19 protein-coding genes are annotated in these 20,688 nt (G+C 66.1%); 3 read left to right on the forward strand and 16 right to left on the reverse strand.

Features of this window, described 5'->3' with window-relative positions; all coding sequences use genetic code 11:
• The first annotated feature begins 256 nt into the window (after positions 1-256).
• The gene (locus ACZLZQ_RS08460; protein ID WP_472948961.1) at positions 257-1,090 is read left to right on the forward strand and encodes an LGFP repeat-containing protein; all 834 of its coding nucleotides are present in this window, start codon (positions 257-259) and stop codon (positions 1,088-1,090) included.
• Between the two features lie 74 nt (positions 1,091-1,164).
• Here the strand turns inward: ACZLZQ_RS08460 and ACZLZQ_RS08465 are convergent, their stop codons facing one another.
• The 15 genes from ACZLZQ_RS08465 to ACZLZQ_RS08535 all read right to left on the reverse strand — a co-directional run bounded on the left by ACZLZQ_RS08465 (position 1,165) and on the right by ACZLZQ_RS08535 (position 16,186).
• Entirely contained in the window at positions 1,165-1,881 is a 717-nt protein-coding gene (locus ACZLZQ_RS08465; protein WP_472948962.1) for an ABC transporter ATP-binding protein, read from the reverse strand.
• On the reverse strand, positions 1,874-2,656 hold the full coding sequence (locus ACZLZQ_RS08470) for an ABC transporter permease (protein WP_472948963.1): 783 nt from the start codon (positions 2,654-2,656) through the stop codon (positions 1,874-1,876). The genes ACZLZQ_RS08465 and ACZLZQ_RS08470 overlap by 8 nt, the downstream gene beginning before the upstream one ends.
• Before the next feature lies 1 nt (position 2,657).
• Positions 2,658-3,644 carry an ABC transporter substrate-binding protein gene (locus ACZLZQ_RS08475; protein WP_472948964.1) on the reverse strand — a complete coding sequence of 329 codons (987 nt, stop codon included), beginning with the start codon at positions 3,642-3,644 and terminating at the stop codon, positions 2,658-2,660.
• A gap of 88 nt (positions 3,645-3,732) precedes the next feature.
• Positions 3,733-4,323 carry an energy-coupling factor transporter transmembrane component T family protein gene (locus ACZLZQ_RS08480; RefSeq protein WP_472948965.1) on the reverse strand — a complete coding sequence of 197 codons (591 nt, stop codon included), beginning with the start codon at positions 4,321-4,323 and terminating at the stop codon, positions 3,733-3,735.
• On the reverse strand, positions 4,320-4,994 hold the full coding sequence (locus ACZLZQ_RS08485; protein ID WP_472948966.1) for an energy-coupling factor ABC transporter ATP-binding protein: 675 nt from the start codon (positions 4,992-4,994) through the stop codon (positions 4,320-4,322). Before ACZLZQ_RS08485 ends, ACZLZQ_RS08480 begins: the two co-directional genes overlap by 4 nt.
• A 28-nt stretch (positions 4,995-5,022) precedes the next feature.
• Positions 5,023-5,604 (reverse strand): biotin transporter BioY, encoded by a 582-nt coding sequence (locus ACZLZQ_RS08490; protein WP_472948967.1) that lies wholly within the window; start codon positions 5,602-5,604, stop codon positions 5,023-5,025.
• Positions 5,605-5,698: 94 nt separating this feature from the next.
• Positions 5,699-7,189: a glycerol kinase GlpK gene (gene glpK, locus ACZLZQ_RS08495; RefSeq protein WP_472948968.1), complete on the reverse strand. Its 1,491-nt coding sequence runs from the start codon at positions 7,187-7,189 to the stop codon at positions 5,699-5,701.
• 278 nt (positions 7,190-7,467) lie between these two features.
• Positions 7,468-9,186, reverse strand: a complete 1,719-nt coding sequence (locus ACZLZQ_RS08500) for an ABC transporter substrate-binding protein (protein ID WP_472949227.1) — start codon at positions 9,184-9,186, stop codon at positions 7,468-7,470.
• Between the two features lie 129 nt (positions 9,187-9,315).
• The gene (locus ACZLZQ_RS08505) at positions 9,316-9,600 is read right to left on the reverse strand and encodes a DUF2160 domain-containing protein (protein WP_472948969.1); all 285 of its coding nucleotides are present in this window, start codon (positions 9,598-9,600) and stop codon (positions 9,316-9,318) included.
• 124 nt (positions 9,601-9,724) lie between these two features.
• The gene (locus tag ACZLZQ_RS08510) at positions 9,725-10,630 is read right to left on the reverse strand and encodes a carbohydrate ABC transporter permease (protein ID WP_472931559.1); all 906 of its coding nucleotides are present in this window, start codon (positions 10,628-10,630) and stop codon (positions 9,725-9,727) included.
• Positions 10,627-11,514 carry a carbohydrate ABC transporter permease gene (locus ACZLZQ_RS08515; RefSeq protein WP_472948970.1) on the reverse strand — a complete coding sequence of 296 codons (888 nt, stop codon included), beginning with the start codon at positions 11,512-11,514 and terminating at the stop codon, positions 10,627-10,629. The genes ACZLZQ_RS08510 and ACZLZQ_RS08515 overlap by 4 nt, the downstream gene beginning before the upstream one ends.
• Entirely contained in the window at positions 11,511-12,617 is a 1,107-nt protein-coding gene (locus ACZLZQ_RS08520; protein ID WP_472948971.1) for an ABC transporter ATP-binding protein, read from the reverse strand. The genes ACZLZQ_RS08515 and ACZLZQ_RS08520 overlap by 4 nt, the downstream gene beginning before the upstream one ends.
• Positions 12,618-12,626: 9 nt before the next feature.
• A complete protein-coding gene (locus ACZLZQ_RS08525) occupies positions 12,627-13,703 on the reverse strand; it encodes an ABC transporter ATP-binding protein (RefSeq protein ID WP_472931562.1) in 1,077 nt (358 codons plus the stop codon).
• Between the two features lie 79 nt (positions 13,704-13,782).
• Positions 13,783-15,300 (reverse strand): glycerol-3-phosphate dehydrogenase, encoded by a 1,518-nt coding sequence (glpD, locus tag ACZLZQ_RS08530; protein ID WP_472948972.1) that lies wholly within the window; start codon positions 15,298-15,300, stop codon positions 13,783-13,785.
• 88 nt (positions 15,301-15,388) lie between these two features.
• On the reverse strand, positions 15,389-16,186 hold the full coding sequence (locus ACZLZQ_RS08535; RefSeq protein ID WP_472948973.1) for a DeoR/GlpR family DNA-binding transcription regulator: 798 nt from the start codon (positions 16,184-16,186) through the stop codon (positions 15,389-15,391).
• A 317-nt stretch (positions 16,187-16,503) separates the two neighbouring features.
• On the opposite strand from ACZLZQ_RS08535, the gene ACZLZQ_RS08540 reads away from it, so the two are divergent.
• Positions 16,504-17,958 (forward strand): diguanylate cyclase domain-containing protein, encoded by a 1,455-nt coding sequence (locus ACZLZQ_RS08540; RefSeq protein ID WP_472948974.1) that lies wholly within the window; start codon positions 16,504-16,506, stop codon positions 17,956-17,958.
• Between the two features lie 50 nt (positions 17,959-18,008).
• Here ACZLZQ_RS08540 and ACZLZQ_RS08545 read toward each other — a convergent pair whose 3' ends face one another.
• Complete coding sequence (locus ACZLZQ_RS08545; RefSeq protein WP_472948975.1) at positions 18,009-18,869, reverse strand: D-amino-acid transaminase; 861 nt, start codon at positions 18,867-18,869, stop codon at positions 18,009-18,011.
• Between the two features lie 254 nt (positions 18,870-19,123).
• Here ACZLZQ_RS08545 and xylB point away from each other — a divergent pair, with 254 nt between their 5' ends.
• Positions 19,124-20,566, forward strand: coding sequence for a xylulokinase (gene xylB, locus ACZLZQ_RS08550; protein ID WP_472948976.1), 1,443 nt, complete (start codon positions 19,124-19,126; stop codon positions 20,564-20,566).
• Positions 20,567-20,688 lie beyond the last annotated feature (122 nt).

Consider the following 20,688-nt stretch of genomic DNA (forward strand, 5'->3'; position numbering starts at 1 on the left):
GAAGCGTGCAAGGCGGGTATGCGACGGCGGAGGGCTGTCGAAAAAAATGGCAGGTGAACATAAGTCAGTAGTAGTTTCAAATTAACAACTCAGGGAAGGGGTGTGAGTTATCTATTCGCCAAAATCGATATGCGATATTGGCAGTACATGTATCTTGACGGAATTTTTATTGCTTGTTTCAAGAATCATCAGTAAAGTTAAATATGATTTAGGCGTCTAAACTAAATTAGATAACTAATAATTTGTGGAGGCTTCGTTGACTAAAGCCGGCTGGTTGCGCGCCTGTGTGGCGCTGTCTGTGGTTTTGCTTCTATCAGGGTTTGCGGTGTACGGGGCGATCGGCGACAAGTACGCTGCGCTGCAACGCGAGGCGGGGCCGCTCGGGCCGCCATTGAGCGACGAGGCCGATGCGCCGGGCGGTGGTCGCTTCAATAACTTCAAGTGGGGCGCGATCTACTGGCATCCGTCGATCGGTGCCTTTGCTGTATACGGTGATATATTCTCCCTCTGGAATGCTATCGGCCGAACGAATTATGGGTATCCTCTGAACGACGAGACGGGAACGCCGGATGGACGCGGACGATACAATCATTTCCGCAGTCTAGATCTCCCAAACCATCCCGAAGCGTCGATCTATTGGACGCCGCAGACCGGCGCGCACGAAATCTACGGGGCCATTCGGGACACCTGGGCATCGCGGGGTTGGGAGCGTGGCCCGTTCGGCTACCCCGTCACCGGCGAGTTTCAGGACGGCCAATACCGCCGTTCGAACTTCGAGCGCGGGACGATTCGCTGGACCTCTCGGTGTGGTACAGAGGAAATACCTGCAGGAGTGGCCAGCATCAAGCTGGCAATAAACGGAAATAAGATCAAAGTGTTTGGCGAAAACTTTAATCCAGACTCTTTTGTAAAACTAACTTTTCAAATCAAGGTTGCGGATACCTTTAGCGAGACGAGCGATACCTGGCTAGTCGTGTCGACTGGTGGATTTGCCGGAGAAAAGAGCACCAATCTGGTTGGAGGGATCAAGGAGGCGCGTGTCAAAGCTGAAGGCGTTGGATATTCAAAGTCTGCAATAGCGTGCATGTAAAATTTCGACGAAGCGGCGCCGGGACAATTTCGCTTCGACTCGAGGGCATGTAACGGCGAGTGCCATTGCCTTCCCTAGAGTACGCCCGGAAACAGCGCGTCCACCTCGGCCACCACGCGCATGCGCCAGGCGGCGTTGCGCTCGGCGCGGGGTGTCGGCAGGTCGAAGATGCCGCGGATGCGGGCGGGGCGGGGGGTCAGCAGCACCAAGCGGTCGGCGAGGTCGACGGCTTCGCGGAGATTGTGGGTGACCATGACCGCGGTCGTCGGCCTGGCCGACCAGACCTGCAGCAGCAGCGCCCGCAGCTTGGCGGCCGTCGTCTCGTCGAGCGAGACGAAGGGCTCGTCGAGAAGCAGCAGCGAGGGCTGGATGGCGAAGGCGCGGGCGAGCGCGACGCGGCGTGCAAGGCCGAGCGACAGCTCGCCGGGATAGCGCGTGCGCAGCTCGGACAAGCCGAGCGCTTCGAACAGCGGTGCGAGCTCAAGGTGCCGCAGCTCCAGCGGCAGCGCCAGCCGGACGTTGGTTTCCACGTCGCGCCACGGCAGCAGCCGCGGCTCCTGGAACACCGCGGCGACGCGGCCTTCGGGCAGGCGGGCATGGCCGTCGACGTCGGTGTCGAGGCCGAGGAGGATGCGCAAAGTGGTCGTCTTGCCGCAGCCGGACGGGCCAATCAGCGCGGTGAAGCTGCCGGGCGGCGCGCAAAAGGCGATGTCGTCGATCGCGAGGAGCTCTTCCCCGTCGGCCGAGCGGAAGCGTTTCTGCCGGATGCTGACGTCGAGCCCCTCAGCCATGCCGCATCCGCCAGCGGGTGGCATGCGCCTCGATCGGCTGCACGAGGAGCACTTCGATCACCAGCATGACGGCGACGAAGGAGAGCGAGTAGGCGAGAATCGCCGCGACGTTGGAGAGCGAGAAGTAGAGCGCGATCTGGAAGCCGACGCCGCTCGACAGGCCGAACAGCTCCACCACCAGCGCGATCTTCCAGATCAGCGACAGGCCGGAGCGGGTGGCGGCGGCGAGATAGGGCTGCAGCTGCGGCAGGATCACATGGCGCAGCCGGTCGAGCCGGCTGAGGCGGTAGACGGTGGCCATCTCCGCCAGCGGTCGGTCGAGCGCCCGCGTGCCCTCGCGCAGCGTCACCACGACGTTCGGGATCTTGTTGATGGCGATCGCGAGGATCGCTGCGGTCTCGTTGGTGCCGATCCAGATGAACAGGAGGAAGATCACCACCAGCGCCGGCAGGTTGAGAAAGAGGATGAGCCAGGGATCGAAGAAGCGGTTGGCGCCCCGGCTGGCGCCGAGAAGAATGCCGATCGCCGTGCCGATGCCCATCGCCAGCACGAAGGCGGCGGCAACGCGCATCAGCGTCATCGCGAGGTGGTAGGGTAATTCGCCCGTCCGCGCATCCTTCCAGAACGCCGCGAGGACCGCGGGCGGGCCCGGGAACAGGCGGGACCCCGCAAGGTCCGCCGCCAGCCACCAGAGGGCGAGGAGGCTCGCGATCGAGCCGGCGGTGACGAGGAAAGCCGATCGGCGCCCGCCCGTGCCGGCACGCTGTCTCTGCATATCAGGTGCCACGCTTCAGGCCGGCCCAGTAGGTGCCGGGGTCAAGCGTCTTGCCCGGCCCGACCAGCTTCTCGCCGGCGAGCCTCTCCAGCACCCCGTAGAGCGTCGCGGCATCCTTCTCCTCGTCCTCGACGGGGCGCGCCGGAATGCCGTCGCGGTAGCGCTGGCGCAGGACCGCCAGCGTCTTGTCGTCCTCGGCCTGCACCAGCGGCTGCAGCGCCGTCCACTCGGCGTCGCTGTCCTTCAGCAGCGCCTTGGTCTCGCGGGAGGCTGCGAGGAAGCCTGTCGCGGCCGCGGGGTGCGCGGCGGCCCAGGTCTCGTCGAAGACATAGCCGATCGCGGCGATCGGCCCACTTGCGCCGGCGGCCACGGCGGCCTCCTCGCCGGAGACCAGCCGGCGGAACCCCTCGGCCTCGAGGCGGGCGGCATAGTTCCAGTAGATGAGGACGGCATCGAGTTCGCCGCCCCGCGCCTTTTCGGCGAGCAGCGGCGGCGCGCCATAGACGATGGTGGCATCGGTCGTGAGATCGAGCCCGGCATCGCGGGTGGCCAGCGCCCGGATCAGCAGGAAGTTCTTGTCGAGCGGCCCGCCGGCGACGCCAAGCGACCGGCCTTTGAGGTCGGCGAGCGTCCTGATCGGGCTGTCCTTTGGCACCATGATCGCGCCGACCGAGGTGGAATAGGGGGCAAAGACGTAGCGGCCGCCCTCAGCGCGCTGGCGCGAGACGAACAGCCAGTCGGAGACGATCATGTCGACACTGCCGCCCTGCAAGGCGGTCGTCGTCGCGTTGTCGCCGGCGAAGGGCAGCATCTCGACGGTGACGCCGTGCTTCTTGTCGATGCCATGCCGCTGCATGGCGTCGAGCTCCCAGCTGACGGTGCCGAACTTCAGGACGCCGATCCGCACGGTTTCCGTGGCCGACGCCACGCCCGTCCAGCCGAAAGCCATCGCCGCCGCGCACAGCGCTGCCCGCCAGATCCTGCCCATGCCGTTTCTCCCGAATCCGGTCGTCACGGCGCCCACGGGGCGAGCATAGCAGGTCTCGCACCGGCGTCACCGCCGGGGACGCACTCCGTCACGAGCGGGCGTCGATCGCCTCGGCGATCTCGTCGGCCATCTTCAGCGTGCGCACGACCACCGGCACCGCTATCCGGAACAGGCTGGCGTTCTGCCCGCGGGCCGACTGCGCCTCGCGCACCTCGGCGGCGACGCTCTGGATCACCGGGATGAAGCGGATCACCAGCGAGATCGCGAGGCTCAGCTTTTCCGCGTCGACGCCGAGAAAAGCGAAGCGGCGGAAGAAGCTCTCCAGCGCGGCGATCATCGCGCCCGTGCGCGTCGTCAGCGTCACCAGCGACGCCGCCAGAATCAGCGCGAGGAAGCGCAGGCTGACGAGCGTGGCCACCGTCCAGCCGCCGAACCAGAGCTGGAGCAGGAAGATCATGCCGATGGCGATCGCGGCCGGACGCAGCTGGCGCAGGAGAACGGCGGCCGGGACTTTTGCCAAAGCGAAGACGGCGAGCACCAGGAGAAGGCCAGCGGCCACCAGCCAGAGGTTTGCGGTGGCGAACAGCGCGGTGGCGAAGACCGGCAGCAGCAGGAGCTTCACGCCGGGACGGAGCCGGTGCACGGGGCTGTCGATGGCGATGTAGAGCGCCTGGATCACCGGCAGAGATCGAGATAGGCGGCGATGGCCGCGTCGGGCAGCGCGTCGGCCTGCAGCCGGCCGGCATCGAAGACCAGCACCCGGTCGAAGCCCGAGAGGAGGCCGAGATCGTGGGTGACCATCACCACCTGGCTCTCGCTTGCTTCGACTGCGGCCATGATGCGGCGGGTATTGCGGAGGTCGAGGAGGGTCGTCGGCTCGTCGAGCACCAGCACCTCGGGCTGCATCACCATGACCCCGGCCAGCGCCACCAGCTGGCGTTCGCCGCCGGAGAGCTCGTGGATCAGGCGATCCTCGAAGCCCGCAAGGCCGTGGCGGGCGAGGGCGGCAGCGGTGCGCGCCGCGATCTCCGGCTTGCCGAGGCCGCGGTGCTTCAGTCCGAAAGCGATGTCCTCGCCGACGGTCGGGTAGACGATCTGGCTGTCGGGGTTCTGGAAGACGAAGCCGACCTTCCGCCGCAACGCTTTGGCATCAGTGCGGGTGTCGATGCCGTCGACCGTGACGCTTCCCCTGGTCGGCAGAATCAGCCCGTTGAGCAGGCGGACAAAGGTGCTCTTGCCCGAGCCATTGGCGCCGATGACGCCGATGCGCCGCTCGCCGAGCGTCAGCGTCAGGTCCGACAGCACCGCACGCCCACCGCGCGATACCGAGACCGCCGAGAGCGAGATCATTCCGGTCGGGCGATCGGGCGGCTGGCGGTCACGCCCGCTGCAGCCGGGGGGCGATCAGCGGATAGGCGCGCTTGACCGTGACGATGACGGCGGCGGCGATGCCGGCCTTGATGATATCGCCGGGGATGAAAGCGATGCCGGAGGCGATGAAGGCGTCGAGGAGGCTCATCGTCGGCGCCGAGGCGTTCGCGGTCGACATCCACCAGAACCAGGGAACGCCGATGCCGTAGACGACGCCGATGCCGCCGACGAGCGCGATGGCGAAGGCCGAGACGAAGGAGAGGCGGGTCCAGAAGCGTTCGGTCAGCCAGCCGATGACGAAGGCCGAGGCGATCCAGCCGTAGATGAAGCCCGACCAAGGCCCGACCAGCGCGCCGATGCCGCCTCGCCCGCCCGACAGCAAGGGCAGGCCGATCGCCACCAGCGCCACGAAGAGCAGCATCGACAGCCCGCCGCGCCGCGCGCCAAGGACGCCTCCGGCCAGCATCGGCCCCATCGACTGCGCGGTGATCGGCACGCCAAGGGCCGGGATGATCAGCGGCGGGAAGACTGCCAGCACCGCCATCACGGCGGCGAAGAGGGCGATGTAGACGATATCGCGTGTGGTCATGGACGGTTTTCCCGCATCGGCCTCGAAGTGTTTCCTGAAACCGCATCCGGCGGGAAAGGTCAATCGACCTCAGGCTGCGGGTTGGCGTTCCCGCTCACGCCGGGGTCAGCGTCCGCCGTACTGCATCGCGCCAGCCGCCGAGCTTGCGCGTGCGCTCGTCCGCCGTCATGTCCGGCTCGAACCGGCGCTCCAGCCGCCAGCGTTCGGCAAAGCCTTCCTGGCCCGGCCAGACGCCGGCCTTGTGCCCGGCAAGCCATGCGGCGCCGAGCGCCGTCGTCTCCAGCACCACCGGCCGGTCGACCGGGGCGGCGAGGAGGTCGGCGAGGCGCTGCATCGTCCAGTCGGAGGCGACCATGCCGCCGTCGACGCGCAGCACGGTGCCGCCATCCGCCGTCCAGTCAAGGCGCATGGCCTCAAGAAGGTCCGCGGTCTGGAAGCACACCGCCTCCAAAGCCGCGCGGGCGATCTCGTTCGGGCCGGTATTGCGGGTAAGGCCGTACATCGCGCCGCGTGCCTCGGCATCCCACCAGGGCGCGCCGAGACCGGTGAAGGCGGGGACGAGATAGACCTCCTCGGCCGGGTTGGCCTGCGCGGCCATCGCGCCAGACACGTCGGCGCGGTCCATCAGCTTCAACCCGTCGCGCAGCCATTGCACGGCGGCGCCGGCTATGAAGATCGAGCCCTCCAGCGCATAGGTGGTGACGCCATCCAGCCGGTAGGCAATGGTGGTCAGCAGGCGGTTCTGCGACGTCACCTTGGTCGCGCCGGTGTTCATGACCGCAAAGCAGCCGGTGCCGTAGGTTGATTTCAGCATGCCCGGCTGGAAACAGGCCTGTCCGAGCGTTGCCGCATGCTGGTCGCCGGCCATGCCGAGGATCGGGACGCCGACCCCGAGCAGCGAGGGCTCGGTGACGCCAAAATCGGCGGCGCAGTCCTTCACTTCCGGCAGTAGCGAGCGGGGAATGCCGAGCAGCGCCAGCAGCTCCTCGCTCCACTCGTTGCGGGCGATGTCGAACAGCAGCGTGCGGCTGGCATTGGTCGCGTCGGTCGCGTGCACCCGCCCGCCGGTCAGGCGCCAGAGGAGAAAACTGTCGACGGTGCCGAAAGCGAGCTTGCCCGCCTCCGCATCGGCCCGCGCGCCCTCGACGTTGTCGAGTAGCCAGCGCAGCTTGGTGCCGGAAAAATAGGGATCGGCGATGAGGCCGGTCTTCTCGGTCAGCATTGGTTCGGCGCCGTCGGCGACCAGCTGGCGGCAGAACTCGGCGGTTCGGCGATCCTGCCAGACGATGGCGTTGTAGATCGGCTTGCCGGTCGCGCGGTCCCAGACGATCGTCGTCTCACGCTGGTTGGTGATGCCGATGCCGGCAATGTCGGAGGCCGACAGCGAGGCGTCGCCGAGCGCCGCCCGGACGGTGGCGAGGACGGACGACCAGATCGCCTCCGGATCGTGCTCGACCCAGCCGGAGCGCGGAAAGATCTGCGGAAATTCCTGCTGGCCGATGCCGACGATGCGGTAGGCATCGTCGAACACGATGGCGCGGGTCGAGGTCGTGCCCTGATCGATGGCGAGAACGTAACCGGACATGGCAAGCTCCTGGATGATAGCGGACGCGGCGATAGCGAGGTGCTGATCCCCCCCTTGAGGGGGAGATGCCAGCAGGCAGAGGGGGGTGCGCGGTACGGCGCCTGTTTCTTGGGGTAGTCTTTGGCGAAGTCAGCGCTTCACGGCGCCCCCCTCTGGCCTGCCGGCCATCTCCCCCTCGGGTGGGGAGATCGGCGCGTCGCCGTTGCATCGCAGGTAGGCCGCATCGCAACTAAAAAGGCCGGGAATGCCCCGGCCTCTCTTTCTTCAGGACGATAGCCTTACTGCTTGGCGTCGGCCCAGCTCTTGACCAGTTCGTCGTAGTTGACGGTCTGGGGCTTTTCCTTCTCGTTCTCGATCTTCGGCTGCGGCGCAAGGGTGCCGTTCTTCTTGGCCTCGGCGACCCAGTAGTCGAGGTCGTGCTCCTCGTTCATCTTCGGGCCCTTCTCGCCCTGGATGCCGGCGCGCTCGAGGCGCTCCATGACCTTCTCCTGCTCGGCGCAGAGCGAGTCCATGGCTTCCTGCGGGGTCTTGTCGCCCGAGGACGCATCACCGATCGCCTGCCACCAGAGCTGGGCGAGCTTCGGATAATCCGGGACGTTGGTGCCGGTCGGCGACCACTGAACGCGGGCCGGCGAGCGGTAGAACTCGATGAGACCGCCAAGGTCCTTGGCGCGCTCGGTAAAGCTCTTGTCGCGGATCGTCGATTCACGCACGAAGGTCAGGCCGACATGGGCCTTCTTCACGTCGACGGTCTTGGAGGTGATGAACTGGGCATAGAGCCAGGCCGCCTGGGCGCGGTCGACCGGGGTCGACTGCATCAGGGTCCAGGCGCCGACGTCCTGGTAGCCGAGCTTCATGCCTTCCTTCCAGTAGACGCCGTGCGGCGAGGGGGCCATGCGCCATTTCGGCGTGCCGTCCTCGTTGACGACCGGCAGGCCCTTCTTGACGGCATCCGCGGTGAAGGCGGTGTACCAGAAGATCTGCTGGGCGACTTCGCCCTGCGCCGGCACCGGTCCGGATTCCGAGAAGTTCATGCCCTGGGCGGTCGGCGGCGCATAGGCCTTCATCCAGTCGAGATATTTCTGGATGGAGTAAACGGCCGCGGGACCATTGGTGTCGCCGCCACGCGCGACGCAGGAGCCGACCGGCTGGCTCTGTTCGTTGACGCGGATGCCCCACTCGTCGACCGGAACGCCGTTCGGCAGGCCCTTGTCGCCATTGCCGGCCATCGACAGCCAGGCATCGGTGAAGCGCCAGCCGAGCGAGGGGTCCTTCTTGCCGTAGTCCATGTGGCCATAGACCTTCTTCCCGTCGATCTCGCGACCGGTGAAGAATTCGGCGATGTCCTCATAGGCGGACCAGTTGACGGGGACGCCGAGGTCGTAGCCGTACTTTGCCTTGAAGTCGGCCTTGTTCTTCTCGTCGTTGAACCAGTCGTAGCGGAACCAGTAGAGGTTCGCGAACTGCTGGTCGGGCAGCTGGTAGAGCTTCTTGTCCGGCGCGGTGGTGAAAGAGGTGCCGATATAGTCGGCGATGTCGAGCGTCGGCGAGGTCACGTCCTTGCCTTCGCCGGCCATCCAGTCGGTGAGGTTGCGGACCTGATTGTAGCGCCAGTGGGTGCCGATGAGGTCGGAATCGTTGACGTAGGCGTCGTAGATGTTCTCGCCCGACTGCATCTGCGTCTGCAGCTTCTCGACGACGTCGCCCTCGCCGATGAGGTCGTGGGTGACCTTGATGCCGGTGATCGCGGTGAAGGCGGGTGCCAGCACCTTGGATTCATATTCATGCGTGGTCAGCGTCTCGGAGACGACTTTGATCTCCATGCCGGAGAACGGCTTGGCGGCATCGATGTACCACTGCATTTCCTTTTCCTGGTCGGCGCGCGGCAGCGTCGAGAGATCCTTGATCTCGGCATCCAGGAACTTCGTCGCCGCGGCCATGTCGGCGAAGGCGGGGCCGGTGGCAATCGTCATCGCGATCGCGGCGGCCGAAACCATCCAATGTCTCTTCACGTGTTCTCCTCCCAGAGGTGTACGGCCGGTCGGTGAGGGGCGCTTGTCGCGTCGACCGGCAAGGATCGCGCGCGCCGTATCCCGCCCCGTTCCCCCGGGGCGAAACTGTTCGCTTCAGACGAAGCGGAAAACCAGAACCGCATAGGCGGCGCAGACGATCAGCGCGTACCAGAGCGGCGCCTCGGTGAAGCCGAGCCAGCCGAGGCAAATGAAGGCAGAGCCCAGCAGCGACAGGAACAGCCGGTCGCCGCGCGTCGTCTCGAAGCGCAGGATGCCAAAGCGCGGATTGCCGCCGGGCGAAGCGTATTCCCAGACGCCCATCAGCGCGATCAGAGAGAAGATCGCCAGGAAGAAGATCGCCGTCGGCCAGGTCCAAGCCATCCAGGAGAGGTTGATCATCGCCGTCCTCCGTTGTCTCTATCGAGGAACCAGGCGAGGGGATCCTCGCGGCTCAAAAGTCTGTCTGACGCGCCGGTCGTGGCCGGCACTGCGCTTCGTCTTGCCCAGAAACTGACGATGGCCATCACACCCTCCCGAGGGCAAAGCCCTTGGCGATGTAGTTGCGCACGAACCAGATGACGATGGCGCCGGGGATGATCGTCAGGACACCGGCGGCGGCGAGCACGCCCCAGTCCATGCCGGACGCCGAGACGGTGCGGGTCATGATCGCGGCGATCGGCTTGGCGTCGGTCACGGTCAGCGTGCGGGCGATCAGGAGCTCGACCCATGAGAACATGAAGCAGAAGAAGGCGGCGACGCCGATGCCGGAGGCGATCAGCGGCGTGAAGATCTTGAAGAAGAACTTCGGGAAGGAATAGCCGTCGATGTAGGCGGTCTCGTCGATCTCCTTCGGCACGCCCGACATGAAGCCCTCGAGAATCCACACCGCCAGCGGCACGTTGAACAGGCAGTGCGCGAGCGCCACGGCGATGTGCGTGTCGATCAGCCCGAAAGCCGAGTAGAGCTGGAAGAAGGGCAGCGCGAACACCGCGGGCGGCGCCATGCGATTGGTCAGCAGCCAGAAGAACAGGTGCTTGTCGCCGAGGAAGCGGTAGCGCGAGAAGGCGTAGGCCGCCGGCAGCGCGACCGCCACCGAGATCACCATGTTCATGACGACGTAGATGATCGAGTTGATGTAGCCGTTGTACCAGGACGGATCGGTGAAGATCACGCGGTAGTTCGCCAGCGTCGGCTCGGCCGGAAACAGCGTGAACTGGTTCAGGATCTCGTTGTTCGTCTTGAAGCTCATGTTGACCAGCCAGTAGATCGGCAGCAACAGGAACAGGATGTAGAGGATCGGGATCAGCGCCTTCGGCTTGAAGCTCCCGGACTTGCGGCGGGCGCGCTCCTTGAGGGCGGTTTCCGAATGGGCCGCGGACGGGATGCCGCCGGCCGGCACCCGGGCGTTGAACGTTGCTTCGGTGCTCATTCCACCGGCTCCTTCACGTCGCGGTCGCGGCCCGCATTCTCCATGACCGTGTAGAAAATCCAGGACATCAAAAGGATGATCAGGAAGTAGATCAGGCTCATCGCCGCTGCCGGACCGAGGTCGAACTGCCCGACCGCCATCTTGACGAGGTCGATCGACAGGAAAGTGGTCGAGTTGCCGGGGCCGCCGCCGGTGACGACGAAGGGCTCGGTGTAGATCATGAAACTGTCCATGAAGCGCAGCAGCACGGCGATCAAAAGGACGCGGCCCATCTTCGGCAGTTGGATGTAGCGGAAGACGGCCCAGCGCGAGGCGCCGTCGATCTTGGCGGCCTGGTAGTAGGCGTCGGGGATCGAGACGAGTCCGGCATAGCAGAGCAGCACGACGAGGCTCGTCCAGTGCCAAACATCCATGACGATGAGCGTTGCCCAGGCGTCGAAGGCGTTCTGCACGTAGTTGTAGTTGAAGCCGAGGCCCGACAGGAACCGGCCGAGGAGGCCGATGTCGGTGCGGCCGAACACCTGCCAGATCGTCCCGACGACGTTCCACGGGATCAGCAGCGGCAGCGCCATCAAGACGAGGCAGACCGGCACCCAGATGCCCTTCTTCGGCATGGCGAGCGCGACGAGGATACCGAGCGGGATCTCGATGGCGAGGATGATCGCGGAGAAGGCGAGGTTGCGCAGGAGCGCGGCGTGGAAGCGCGGCGACTGCAGCGTGTCGACGAACCAGCTCGTGCCGTTCCAGAAGAACTGGTTGTTGCCGAACGTGTCCTGGACGGAATAGTTGACCACCGTCATCAGCGGAATCACCGCCGAGAAGGCGACGAGCACCAGCACCGGCAGGACGAAGAACCAGGCCTTGTTGTCGAAGGTCTTGTTCATGCCGCTCTCCCCTGGATCGGCGTGCCGGCCGAGCGGTCGACCAGCCATGAATCGGCGTAGAGGTTAAGGGCCGACGGGTCGAAGACGACGTCGACATCCGTCGCCAGAGCCTCGCCCTCGGCGATCACCGAGACGAGCTTCTGGCCCTGGAAGTCGGCCCGCACGATGCGCTCGGACCCGATGTCCTCGACCCGGGTCACGGCGATCGGCATGCCCTGGCCGCGCGGGACGATCTTCACGAACTCCGGCCGGATGCCGAGTTCAGTCTTGGCCGCGCCGCCGGTCGGACGGACCCCGCCAGGCAAAGCAATGCGCGTGCCCGAGATCACAGCATCGGTCCCTTCGACCTCGCAGGCGAGAACGTTCATGCCGGGCGAGCCGATGAAGTAGCCGACGAAAGTGTGCTGCGGGCGCTCGAAGAGTTCCTCGGGCGTGCCGATCTGGACCACTTCGCCATCATACATCACCACCACCTTGTCGGCGAAGGTCAGCGCCTCCGTCTGGTCGTGCGTGACATAGACCATGGTCATGGCGAACTGCCGGTGCAGTTCCTTCAGCTGCGAGCGCAGCTGCCACTTCATGTGCGGGTCGATCACCGTCAGCGGCTCGTCGAACAGGATGGCGTTGACGTCGGGGCGCACGAGGCCGCGGCCGAGCGAGATCTTCTGCTTCTCGTCGGCCGTCAGCCCTTGCGCCTTGCGATCGGCCTTCGTCTCGAGACCGAGGCGGACCAGCATGTCGTCGACCCGGCGGGTGATCTCGTCTCTCGGCACCTTGCGGTTCTTCAGCGGGAAGGCGAGGTTTTCGCGCACCGTCATGGTGTCGTAGATCACTGGGAACTGGAAGACCTGGGCGATGTTGCGCGCTTCCGGCGTCAGCATCGTCATGTCCTTGTCGCCGAACAGGACGCGGCCTTCGGACGGCGTCAAGAGGCCGGAGATGATGTTGAGGAGCGTGGTCTTGCCGCAGCCGGACGGCCCCAGCAACGCATAGGCGCCGCCGTCGTCGAAGCTGTGGTCGACCTCGCGCAGGGCGTAATTGCCGGCACGGGCGAGATCGGGGGTGTAGGCGTGGCGGATGTGGTCGAGGCGGATACGGGCCATGCTCTCTCCTCAGGCTGCGAGCGCAGTCGGCGGCGCGACGGCGCGGCCGGAGGCATCGAATATCTGCATGTCGGTGGGGTCGAAGCCGAGCTCGACGGCATCGCCGGGCTCGACCCGGTGGATGCCGGAAAGGAGCGCCACGATGCGCGACGCATCCCAGTCGACGTGCAGGAAGGTTTCCGACCCCGTCACCTCGGAGATCACGACCTTGCCGCGCAGCCGCGTCGCGCCGGCACCGCCGAGCGACAGATGGTGCGGGCGAAGGCCGACCTGGTACGGGCCGTCCGCGAGGTAGCCGAAGCGGCCGGGCACGGGCACCCGCAGGCCGGAGGCGGAGGTGAGGAGGTCGCCTTGCTTGGTGAGCGAGAGGACGTTGAGCGGCGGGTCCGAGAAGGTGCGGGCGGTGACGAGGTCGGCAGGGCGGCGGTAGACGTCGGGCGTCGCGCCGAACTGCGTGACGCGGCCCTCCGACAGCGTCGCCGTGTTGCCGCCGAGGAGCAGCGCCTCGGTCGGCTCGGTCGTGGCATAGACGAAGACGGCGCCGGCCTCGGCGAAGAGACGTGGCAATTCCTCGCGCAGTTCCTCGCGCAGCTTGTAGTCGAGATTGGCGAGCGGCTCGTCGAGCAGCACCAGTTCGGCGTTCTTGACGAGGGCGCGGGCGAGCGCGGTGCGCTGCTGTTGGCCGCCAGAGAGCGTCAGCGGCGTGCGCTGGAGGTAGGGGCCGAGCTTCATCAGCGCCGCCGCCTTCTGCACGGCCGCATCGATCTCGGCGCCGGACTTGCCGGCGACCCGCAGCGGCGAGGCGATGTTCTCGTAGACGGTCATGGCGGGATAATTGATGAACTGCTGGTAGACCATGGCGACGTTGCGCCGGCGCACCGGCATGCCGGTGACGTCCTTGCCGTCCATCAGAATGCGGCCGGATGTCGGCCGGTCGAGCCCGGCCATCAGGCGCATCAGGCTGGTCTTGCCGGCGAGCGTCGGGCCGAGCAGCACGTTCAGCGATCCCCGGGCCAGCCGAAGCGAGACGTCGGCGATGTGCCGATCGGCTCCTACGCTTCTGCTGACATCGATAAGTTCGAGCACGAAACTAACCCTCCCAGGTCGCAACCTTGTCGTTCATTCTCAGCAGAACCCTCGGCGTCCACGGACGCCGCCGGGTGTGTCAGGCCGCGGCGATCCGCTGCGGCACTGCCTCCGCCATGTAATCCTTCAGGCGCTCTTCCCCTCCCTGGGAAAAACGCAGGCCGAGCTTGGTCCGCCGCCAGAGGATGTCCTCGGCAGTATGGGCCCATTCCCGGGCGATGAGCCAGTCGACCTCGGTCTGAAAAAGCCCATGGCCGAAATCTTCGCCGAGCGGTCCGGCGCGGTATGTCTTGCCGCCGAGAATCGACAGCGTGTCGAGCCCGTAGCTGCGCACCAGCCGGCGCACGGTGCGGGCGTCGAGCGTCGGCGCGGCCGCCTGCACCCTGGCTTCCAGCGCGGGCACGCCGTCGATCGCAAAGGCGCCGCCCGGCAGCGGCTCGGTGCCGGTCCAGGATTTTCCGCGGGCGCCGATGCGCTCGCCGATCTTCTCCAGCACTTCCTCCGACAGCTTGCGGTAGGTGGTGATCTTGCCGCCGAAGGCGTTCAGTACTGCCGGCTGGCCGGCCTCGCCCTCGACCTTCAGCACGTAGTCGCGCGTCGCCTCCTGCGCCTTCGAGGCGCCGTCGTCGTAGAGCGGGCGCACGCCCGAATAGGTCCAGACGATCTGGTCGGCGGTGACCGGCGTCTCGAAGTATTCGCTCGCGGCCTTCAGGAGGTAGTCGGTCTCGGCCGGCGTGATCTTTGCCGCCCCCGGCTCGCCCTCGAAATCCTGGTCGGTGGTGCCGATCAGGGTGAAGTCGTCCTCGTAGGGGATCGCGAAGATGATGCGGTTGTCGGCGTTCTGGAAGATGTAGGCGCGGTCGTGGTCGTAGAGCTTGCGCGTGACAATGTGTGAGCCCTGCACGAGGCGGATGTGGCGCGCCTCGTTGCGGCCCATCGCCTGCTGGATGATCCGGTCGACCCAGGGGCCGCCGACATTCACCAGGAAGCGCGCGGTGACCGTGCGGGTCACGCCGCTGTCCTTCTCGCGCAAAGTAATCCGCCACATGCCGTTTTCGCGTCTCGCCTCGGTGACCATGGTGCGCACCATGAACTCGGCGCCGCGGGCGAGCGCGTCGCGGGCGTTCAGCACCACCAGCCGGGCGTCGTCGACCCGCGCGTCGGAATATTCGAAGCCCTTGGCATAGCCCTTCTTCAGCGGCGCACCGAGCGGGCCGGACTCCAGATCGACCGTCTCGGTCGCCTTCAGATCCTTGCGGCCGCCAAGGTGGTCGTAGAGGAACAGGCCGAGCCGCAGCAGCCAGGCCGGGCGCAGGCCCTTGTGGTGCGGCAGGACGAAGCGCAGTGGGCGGATGATGTGCGGCGCGATGCGCCAGAGCACCTCGCGCTCCATCAGCGACTCGCGCACCAGGCGGAACTCGTAGTGCTCGAGATAGCGCAGGCCGCCGTGCACCAGCTTGGTCGACCAGGACGAGGTGCCGGAGGCGAGATCGTTCATCTCGGCAAGGCCCACCGCATAGCCGCGCCCGGCTGCGTCGCGGGCGATGCCGCAGCCGTTGATGCCGCCGCCGATGATAAAGATGTCGAAGGTATCCATACCGTCCCTTTTCGCATTGCAGCATAAAACTTGCGCTTGCGAAACTTAGGCGATGTTCTGCGAAGGTAAAACGAAAGTCAATCGCAATTCACGCGCGGTCTTCCCCGCCTGTGGAAGACGCGGCCGCAGGGGCGGCTTCGACAAGGCGGATCTGCGCCTCGGTGCAGATTTGGCGAATCTGCGGCACCGGGCAGTGATCGGTGACAAAGCTGTCGATCTGGCTGAGATGGCCGACGCGCACCGGCGCGCTGCGCTCGAACTTGGTCGCGTCGGCGGCGAGAATCACGTGCCGGGCGTTGGATATGATCGCCTGCGCGACGCGGACTTCGCGGTAGTCGTAGTCGAGGAGGGAGCCGTCGGCATCGATCGCCGAGACGCCAATGACGGCGAAGTCGACGCGAAACTGCTTGATGAAGTCGACGGCGGCCTCGCCGACGATGCCCCCGTCCGAGCGCCGGACGACGCCGCCGGCGATCACCACCTCGATCTCCGGATACGGCCGCAGAATGGTGGCGACGTTGATGTTGTTGGTGATCACCATCAGCCCCGCATGGCGCAGCAAGGCCTGCGCCACCGCCTCGGTCGTGGTGCCGATGTTGACGAAGAGCGAAGCGCGGTCGGGGATAAGGTCGGCGACGGCCCGACCGATCGCCGCCTTCTCGGTGGCCGCGATCGTCCGGCGGGCATCGTAGCCGACATTCTCGACCCCAGAGGACAGTACCGCGCCCCCGTGCACCCGGGCCAGCAGCCGTTGGTCGCAGAGCTCGTTCAGATCCTTGCGGATGGTCTGCACCGAGACCTCGAAACGCTGCGATAGCTCCTCGACCTGCACGCGGCCCTGACGCTTGGCGATTTCGAGGATCAGCAGCTGGCGATCAGAAAGCATGGAGGGCCCTGGCAACGAAAGGTTGTCTTGCTTAAAGCGAAAGCGGTTCGATGAAAAGCGAAAGCGCACTGCAGCAAACGAGCGTTTCGTGCTGCCGAAGCTCCACACAGCGGTAACTTGGACCCGAACGTCGCTACTGAGGCGCTCTCCTCGCGTCCTTTGCCGTTGGAAGCAGGGCACCAACAATTTGAGGGAGCGCGCCGCTCCCGGCTGGGAGGTTGAGGAAGAGCATCGCCCTGAGCGCGATGGTGGTTAGGCAGGTAACTTTATTTAGATATGTCCCTGACTATAAGGACGAAAACGAGAGCGGGACCGCCATGGGGCAGAACATTTTGGAGATGGACAGGAGCCGAGCGGATATTCTCGCGAGGCTTCAACTTCTCGACTCGCCGCCGGAGCATGACTTCGACCTTCTGACGGCGATGGCCATGCGAACCCTTGGCGCCAAGATATCCCTTTTGAGCCTCGTCGATGCCGACCGCCTTTGGTTCAAGGCAAAATGCGGTCTGGACCTGTTATCGATTCCGCGTCAAAACTCCCTCTGCTCCGTAGCGCTCGACACGGACGAGGCACTGGTGGTGTCCGACGCGCGCCTGGACCCGATGTTTGCCAACAGTCCCGCCGTCATTGGGCCGCCGTACATCCGCTTCTATGCCGGCATTCCTGTCCGGGCGGTCTCGGCCGAGGGGGAGCGGGTCTCGATCGGCACCATCTGCGTGATCGACGACAAGCCGCGGTCGATGACGGCGGGCGAACTCGACACCTTGCGGGATTTTGCCCGGCTTGCAGAGGTTCTCATCGAGGCGCGGGCGTCGGCGTTGAAGGCCAGCGATTTTGCGCAGGAGAGCCACGGTATCGCGGTGGTGCTCGGGCGCGAGCAGCAGCAGTTCAAGCAGGCCGAGCGCATGGCGCAGATGGGATCCTGGCGACTGTCGCTGCCGGAGAACGTGCTGACCTGGTCGAAAGGCGTCTTCGCGATCCACGAACTGCCGATGAACGCGCCCGTGCCGGTCGAGACGGCTTTTGAGTTCTATCCAAAACCGGACCGGGACATCGTGGCGGCAGCTCTCGCGGAAACGATCGCGACGGGACATCGCTTCGAACTCGAGACTGACTTCATCACCGCACAAGGCAATCCCCGGCGGGTGCGGCTGATGGGCGAGCTGGAGTGGGACGGGGAAAGGCTGGCCGGCGTGATTGGCGTCTTCCAGGATATCACCGAGACGCATCTCCTCGGCCAGGAACTGCTCCGCCTGTCGCGCACCGACGAGCTGACGCAGATGGCAAACCGTGCGGAGTTCAACCGTGTGCTGGACGGCGCGATCGTCGAGGCACACGCGAAGGATCGTCGTCTGGCTGTGCTGCTGATCGACCTCGACGGCTTCAAATCCGTGAATGATCGCTTCGGGCATGCCGTCGGCGACGAGCTCCTGCGGCGAATCGCGGAGGTCTTCAAGGCGCCCTATCTCGCGAATTGCCTGGCGGCGCGTCTGGGCGGCGATGAGTTCGCGATCATCTTCTCGAACCCCTCCGACCTCGATGCCATCGACCGGATCGTCCAGCAACTCCTCTGCGGCTTGCGCATGATGGTCGAGCACGAGCACAGCGTGCTTCCCGTCTCCGGAACGATCGGCATTGCCTGGCTCGGCAGCGAGCCGATCGGCCGGAGCGAATTGCTGCGGCAGGCCGATGTCGCGCTGTACTCTGCGAAGCGCCGTCAAAGAGGTACCGCCGAGACCTATCAGGCCGGACACCGCCTGCTTTCCGCTTGAGCCGCGAGTAAACCTCAATCCAGCGCCCGCAGAGGGCGCGGCCGCATGGCTCAGATCGATGTCTTGCGGCTTTCGGCGATGTAGATCTCGCGCAGCCGTTTCGTGGCCGGTCCCGGCGTGCCGTTCCCGATCGGCGTCCCGTCGATCTCGACCACCGGGGTGACGAAGGCCGAGGCGGAGGTGATGAAGGCTTCCGCCGCCGCCTTGACCTCGTCGACGGTGAAGCCGCGCTCCTCGACCGTCATGCCGTTCTCGGCCGCCAGCCGCAGGAGCGCGACGCGGGTGATGCCGTGCAGGATCTCGTGCGACAGCGGGCGGGTGACGACGACGCCGTCCCCCGTGATGATGTAGGCGTTGTTCGACGAGCCCTCGGTGACCAGCCCGTCCGGCGCGACCATCCAGGCGTCGTCGGCGCCTTGCGCCTTCGCCTGCATCTTGGCCATCGAGGGATAGAGCAGCTGCACCGTTTTGATGTCGCGGCGCGCCCAGCGCAGGTCCGGCACGGACGCGACCTTCAGCCCCTGGCGCACGCTCTCGCGCTCCAGCACCGGCACCGCCTGCGTGAACAGCACCAGCGACGGCGGCGTCCCCTCCTTGGGATAGGCGAAGTCGCGGTCGGCGACGCCGCGCGTCACTTGAAGGTAGATCATCCCCTCGACCAGCTTGTTGCGCACGATCAGCGAACGGTGGATCGCCAGGAGCGCCTCGGCATCGGCGGGCGCCGCCATCGCGAGGGCACCGAGCGAGCGGGTGAGGCGGGCCATGTGTCCTGCAAAGTCGATCAGCTTGCCGTCGACGACGGTGGTCACCTCGTAGACGCCGTCGGCCATCAGGAAACCGCGGTCGAACACCGAGACCTTGGCCTCGGCCTCGGGCAGGAAGGCGCCATTGACGTAGACGATGCGGCTCATGGGATCCTCACGGCGGGCAGGGCGGGTGGCGCTAGCTATCGGAAAACGCGCCGTTGCGCCAGCGCGGGAAGCCTTCGTGCCCGCCACCGTCTGTCCGTTCCTGTCCGCCTGCCGCGGCGGTCCGGTTGCGACTTTCGCCCGACAAACTCTAGGCGGACATCCCCCAACCCGTTATCACCGGGCCGAGATCATGGCCCGATGCAATGGGGCAGGTCGGCCGCCCGACGGCCGACGACGTTAGACAGGGAGCCAGCATGGCCAACTACCTCGGTTTCGACCTCGGCACCTCCTCGCTGAAGGTGCTCGTCATCGGCGAGGGCCAGGCCCCGATCGCCACCGTCAGCGTGCCGCTGAGCGTGGAGCGGCCGGCCTTCGGCTGGTCCGAGCAGCACCCGACGAGCTGGCTGAACGCCTGCTCCGAGGCGATGCGGCAGCTGAAGGCATCGCACCCGGCAGCGCTCGCGGCCGTAGCCGGCATCGGCCTGTCCGGCCACATGCACGGCGCGACGCTGGTTGGTGCCGACCACGGCGCGCTGCGTCCCTGTATTCTCTGGAACGACACCCGCTCGCACGCGGAGGCTGCCGAACTTGACGATGCCGAATCGCGCGGTATCACCGGCAACATCGTCTTCCCCGGCTTCACCGCGCCCAAGCTCCTGTGGGTGCAGCGGCACGAGCCGGAGATCTTCGACCAGATCCGCCTCGTCCTCCTGCCGAAGGACTATTTGCGTCTCTGGCTGACCGGCGAGGCCGTCTCGGAAATGTCGGATGCGGCGGGAACGTCCTGGCTGGATACCGGACGGCGCACCTGGTCGGAGCGGATGCTGGCCCGCACCGGACTGTCGGTGGCGCAGATGCCGCGCCTCGTCGAGGGCACCGAGGCCAGCGGCACGCTGCGGGCAGAGCTCGCGGCGGACTGGGGCTTGCCGTCCGGCGTGGTCATCGCCGGCGGTGGCGGGGACAATGCCGCGTCGGCCTGCGGCGTCGGTGTCGTCCGGCCGGGCTCCGGCTTCCTGTCGCTCGGCACGTCCGGCGTCCTCTTCACCGCGGCGGAGAAATACGATCCGCGCCCCGAAACCGCCGTCCACACCTTCTGCCACGCCTTGCCGGAAACCTGGCACCAGATGGGCGTCACGCTCTCGGCGGCGGGCTCGCTGGAATGGCTGAGCACGCTCTTGCGCGAGAAGCCGGGCGAGCTCACCCGGGGGCTCGGCAGCGAGGTGCAGGCGCCCGGCCGTCTCACCTTCATGCCGTACCTCTCGGGCGAGCGCACGCCGCACAACGATGCGGCGATGCGGGGCGTTCTTGTGGGTCTCGAGGCCGGGACCGACCGGACCGACATGACCCGGGCGGTGCTGGAGGGCGTCGCCTTCTCGATGCGCGATTGCCTGGAGGCCGGCGGCGGCAAGGTCGACCGGCTAATCGCCGTCGGCGCCGGCTCGCGCTCGACCTACTGGCTCGACCTGATGGCGACCGTCCTCAACTGCGAGATCGCGCTGCCCGCGGACGGCGACTTCGGTGCCGCGCTCGGCGCGGCGCGCCTCGGCCTCTGCGCCGCGACGGGGGCGGATCCCCTGACGGTGATGCTGGAGCCGCCGATCGAGCGGCGCTTCGAGCCGCAGGCGGCGCTGTTCGGCGCGGTCGAGGAAGCCTATGGGCGCTACCGCCGCCTTTATCCGGCAGTGCGGCACGCGTAAGTTTACGCAAGGGGCGTTTGTATCTTATTTACCTAGCTGGCCACCTTGTTGCTAAGGGCCTCGTCGCAATAGTGCCGGACTGCAAATGCACTATCGCCCGCATCAAGATGTCGTCTATAGAG

It is taken from the genome of Mesocryomonas lacus (genome assembly GCF_055730105.2).

What these genes read in the sequence shown, in the direction of transcription:
- ACZLZQ_RS08465 (WP_472948962.1), bottom strand. Translation starts at nt 1,881, where the DNA reads ATGGCTGAGGGGCTCGACGTCAGCATCCGGCAGAAACGCTTCCGCTCG.
- ACZLZQ_RS08470 (WP_472948963.1), bottom strand. Translation starts at nt 2,656, where the DNA reads ATGCAGAGACAGCGTGCCGGCACGGGCGGGCGCCGATCGGCTTTCCTC.
- ACZLZQ_RS08475 (WP_472948964.1), bottom strand. Translation starts at nt 3,644, where the DNA reads ATGGGCAGGATCTGGCGGGCAGCGCTGTGCGCGGCGGCGATGGCTTTC.
- ACZLZQ_RS08485 (WP_472948966.1), bottom strand. Translation starts at nt 4,994, where the DNA reads ATGATCTCGCTCTCGGCGGTCTCGGTATCGCGCGGTGGGCGTGCGGTG.
- ACZLZQ_RS08490 (WP_472948967.1), bottom strand. Translation starts at nt 5,604, where the DNA reads ATGACCACACGCGATATCGTCTACATCGCCCTCTTCGCCGCCGTGATG.
- glpK (WP_472948968.1), bottom strand. Translation starts at nt 7,189, where the DNA reads ATGTCCGGTTACGTTCTCGCCATCGATCAGGGCACGACCTCGACCCGC.
- ACZLZQ_RS08500 (WP_472949227.1), bottom strand. Translation starts at nt 9,186, where the DNA reads ATGGTTTCGGCCGCCGCGATCGCGATGACGATTGCCACCGGCCCCGCC.
- ACZLZQ_RS08505 (WP_472948969.1), bottom strand. Translation starts at nt 9,600, where the DNA reads ATGATCAACCTCTCCTGGATGGCTTGGACCTGGCCGACGGCGATCTTC.
- ACZLZQ_RS08510 (WP_472931559.1), bottom strand. Translation starts at nt 10,630, where the DNA reads ATGAGCACCGAAGCAACGTTCAACGCCCGGGTGCCGGCCGGCGGCATC.
- ACZLZQ_RS08515 (WP_472948970.1), bottom strand. Translation starts at nt 11,514, where the DNA reads ATGAACAAGACCTTCGACAACAAGGCCTGGTTCTTCGTCCTGCCGGTG.
- ACZLZQ_RS08520 (WP_472948971.1), bottom strand. Translation starts at nt 12,617, where the DNA reads ATGGCCCGTATCCGCCTCGACCACATCCGCCACGCCTACACCCCCGAT.
- glpD (WP_472948972.1), bottom strand. Translation starts at nt 15,300, where the DNA reads ATGGATACCTTCGACATCTTTATCATCGGCGGCGGCATCAACGGCTGC.
- ACZLZQ_RS08535 (WP_472948973.1), bottom strand. Translation starts at nt 16,186, where the DNA reads ATGCTTTCTGATCGCCAGCTGCTGATCCTCGAAATCGCCAAGCGTCAG.
- ACZLZQ_RS08540 (WP_472948974.1), top strand. Translation starts at nt 16,504, where the DNA reads ATGGGGCAGAACATTTTGGAGATGGACAGGAGCCGAGCGGATATTCTC.
- ACZLZQ_RS08545 (WP_472948975.1), bottom strand. Translation starts at nt 18,869, where the DNA reads ATGAGCCGCATCGTCTACGTCAATGGCGCCTTCCTGCCCGAGGCCGAG.
- xylB (WP_472948976.1), top strand. Translation starts at nt 19,124, where the DNA reads ATGGCCAACTACCTCGGTTTCGACCTCGGCACCTCCTCGCTGAAGGTG.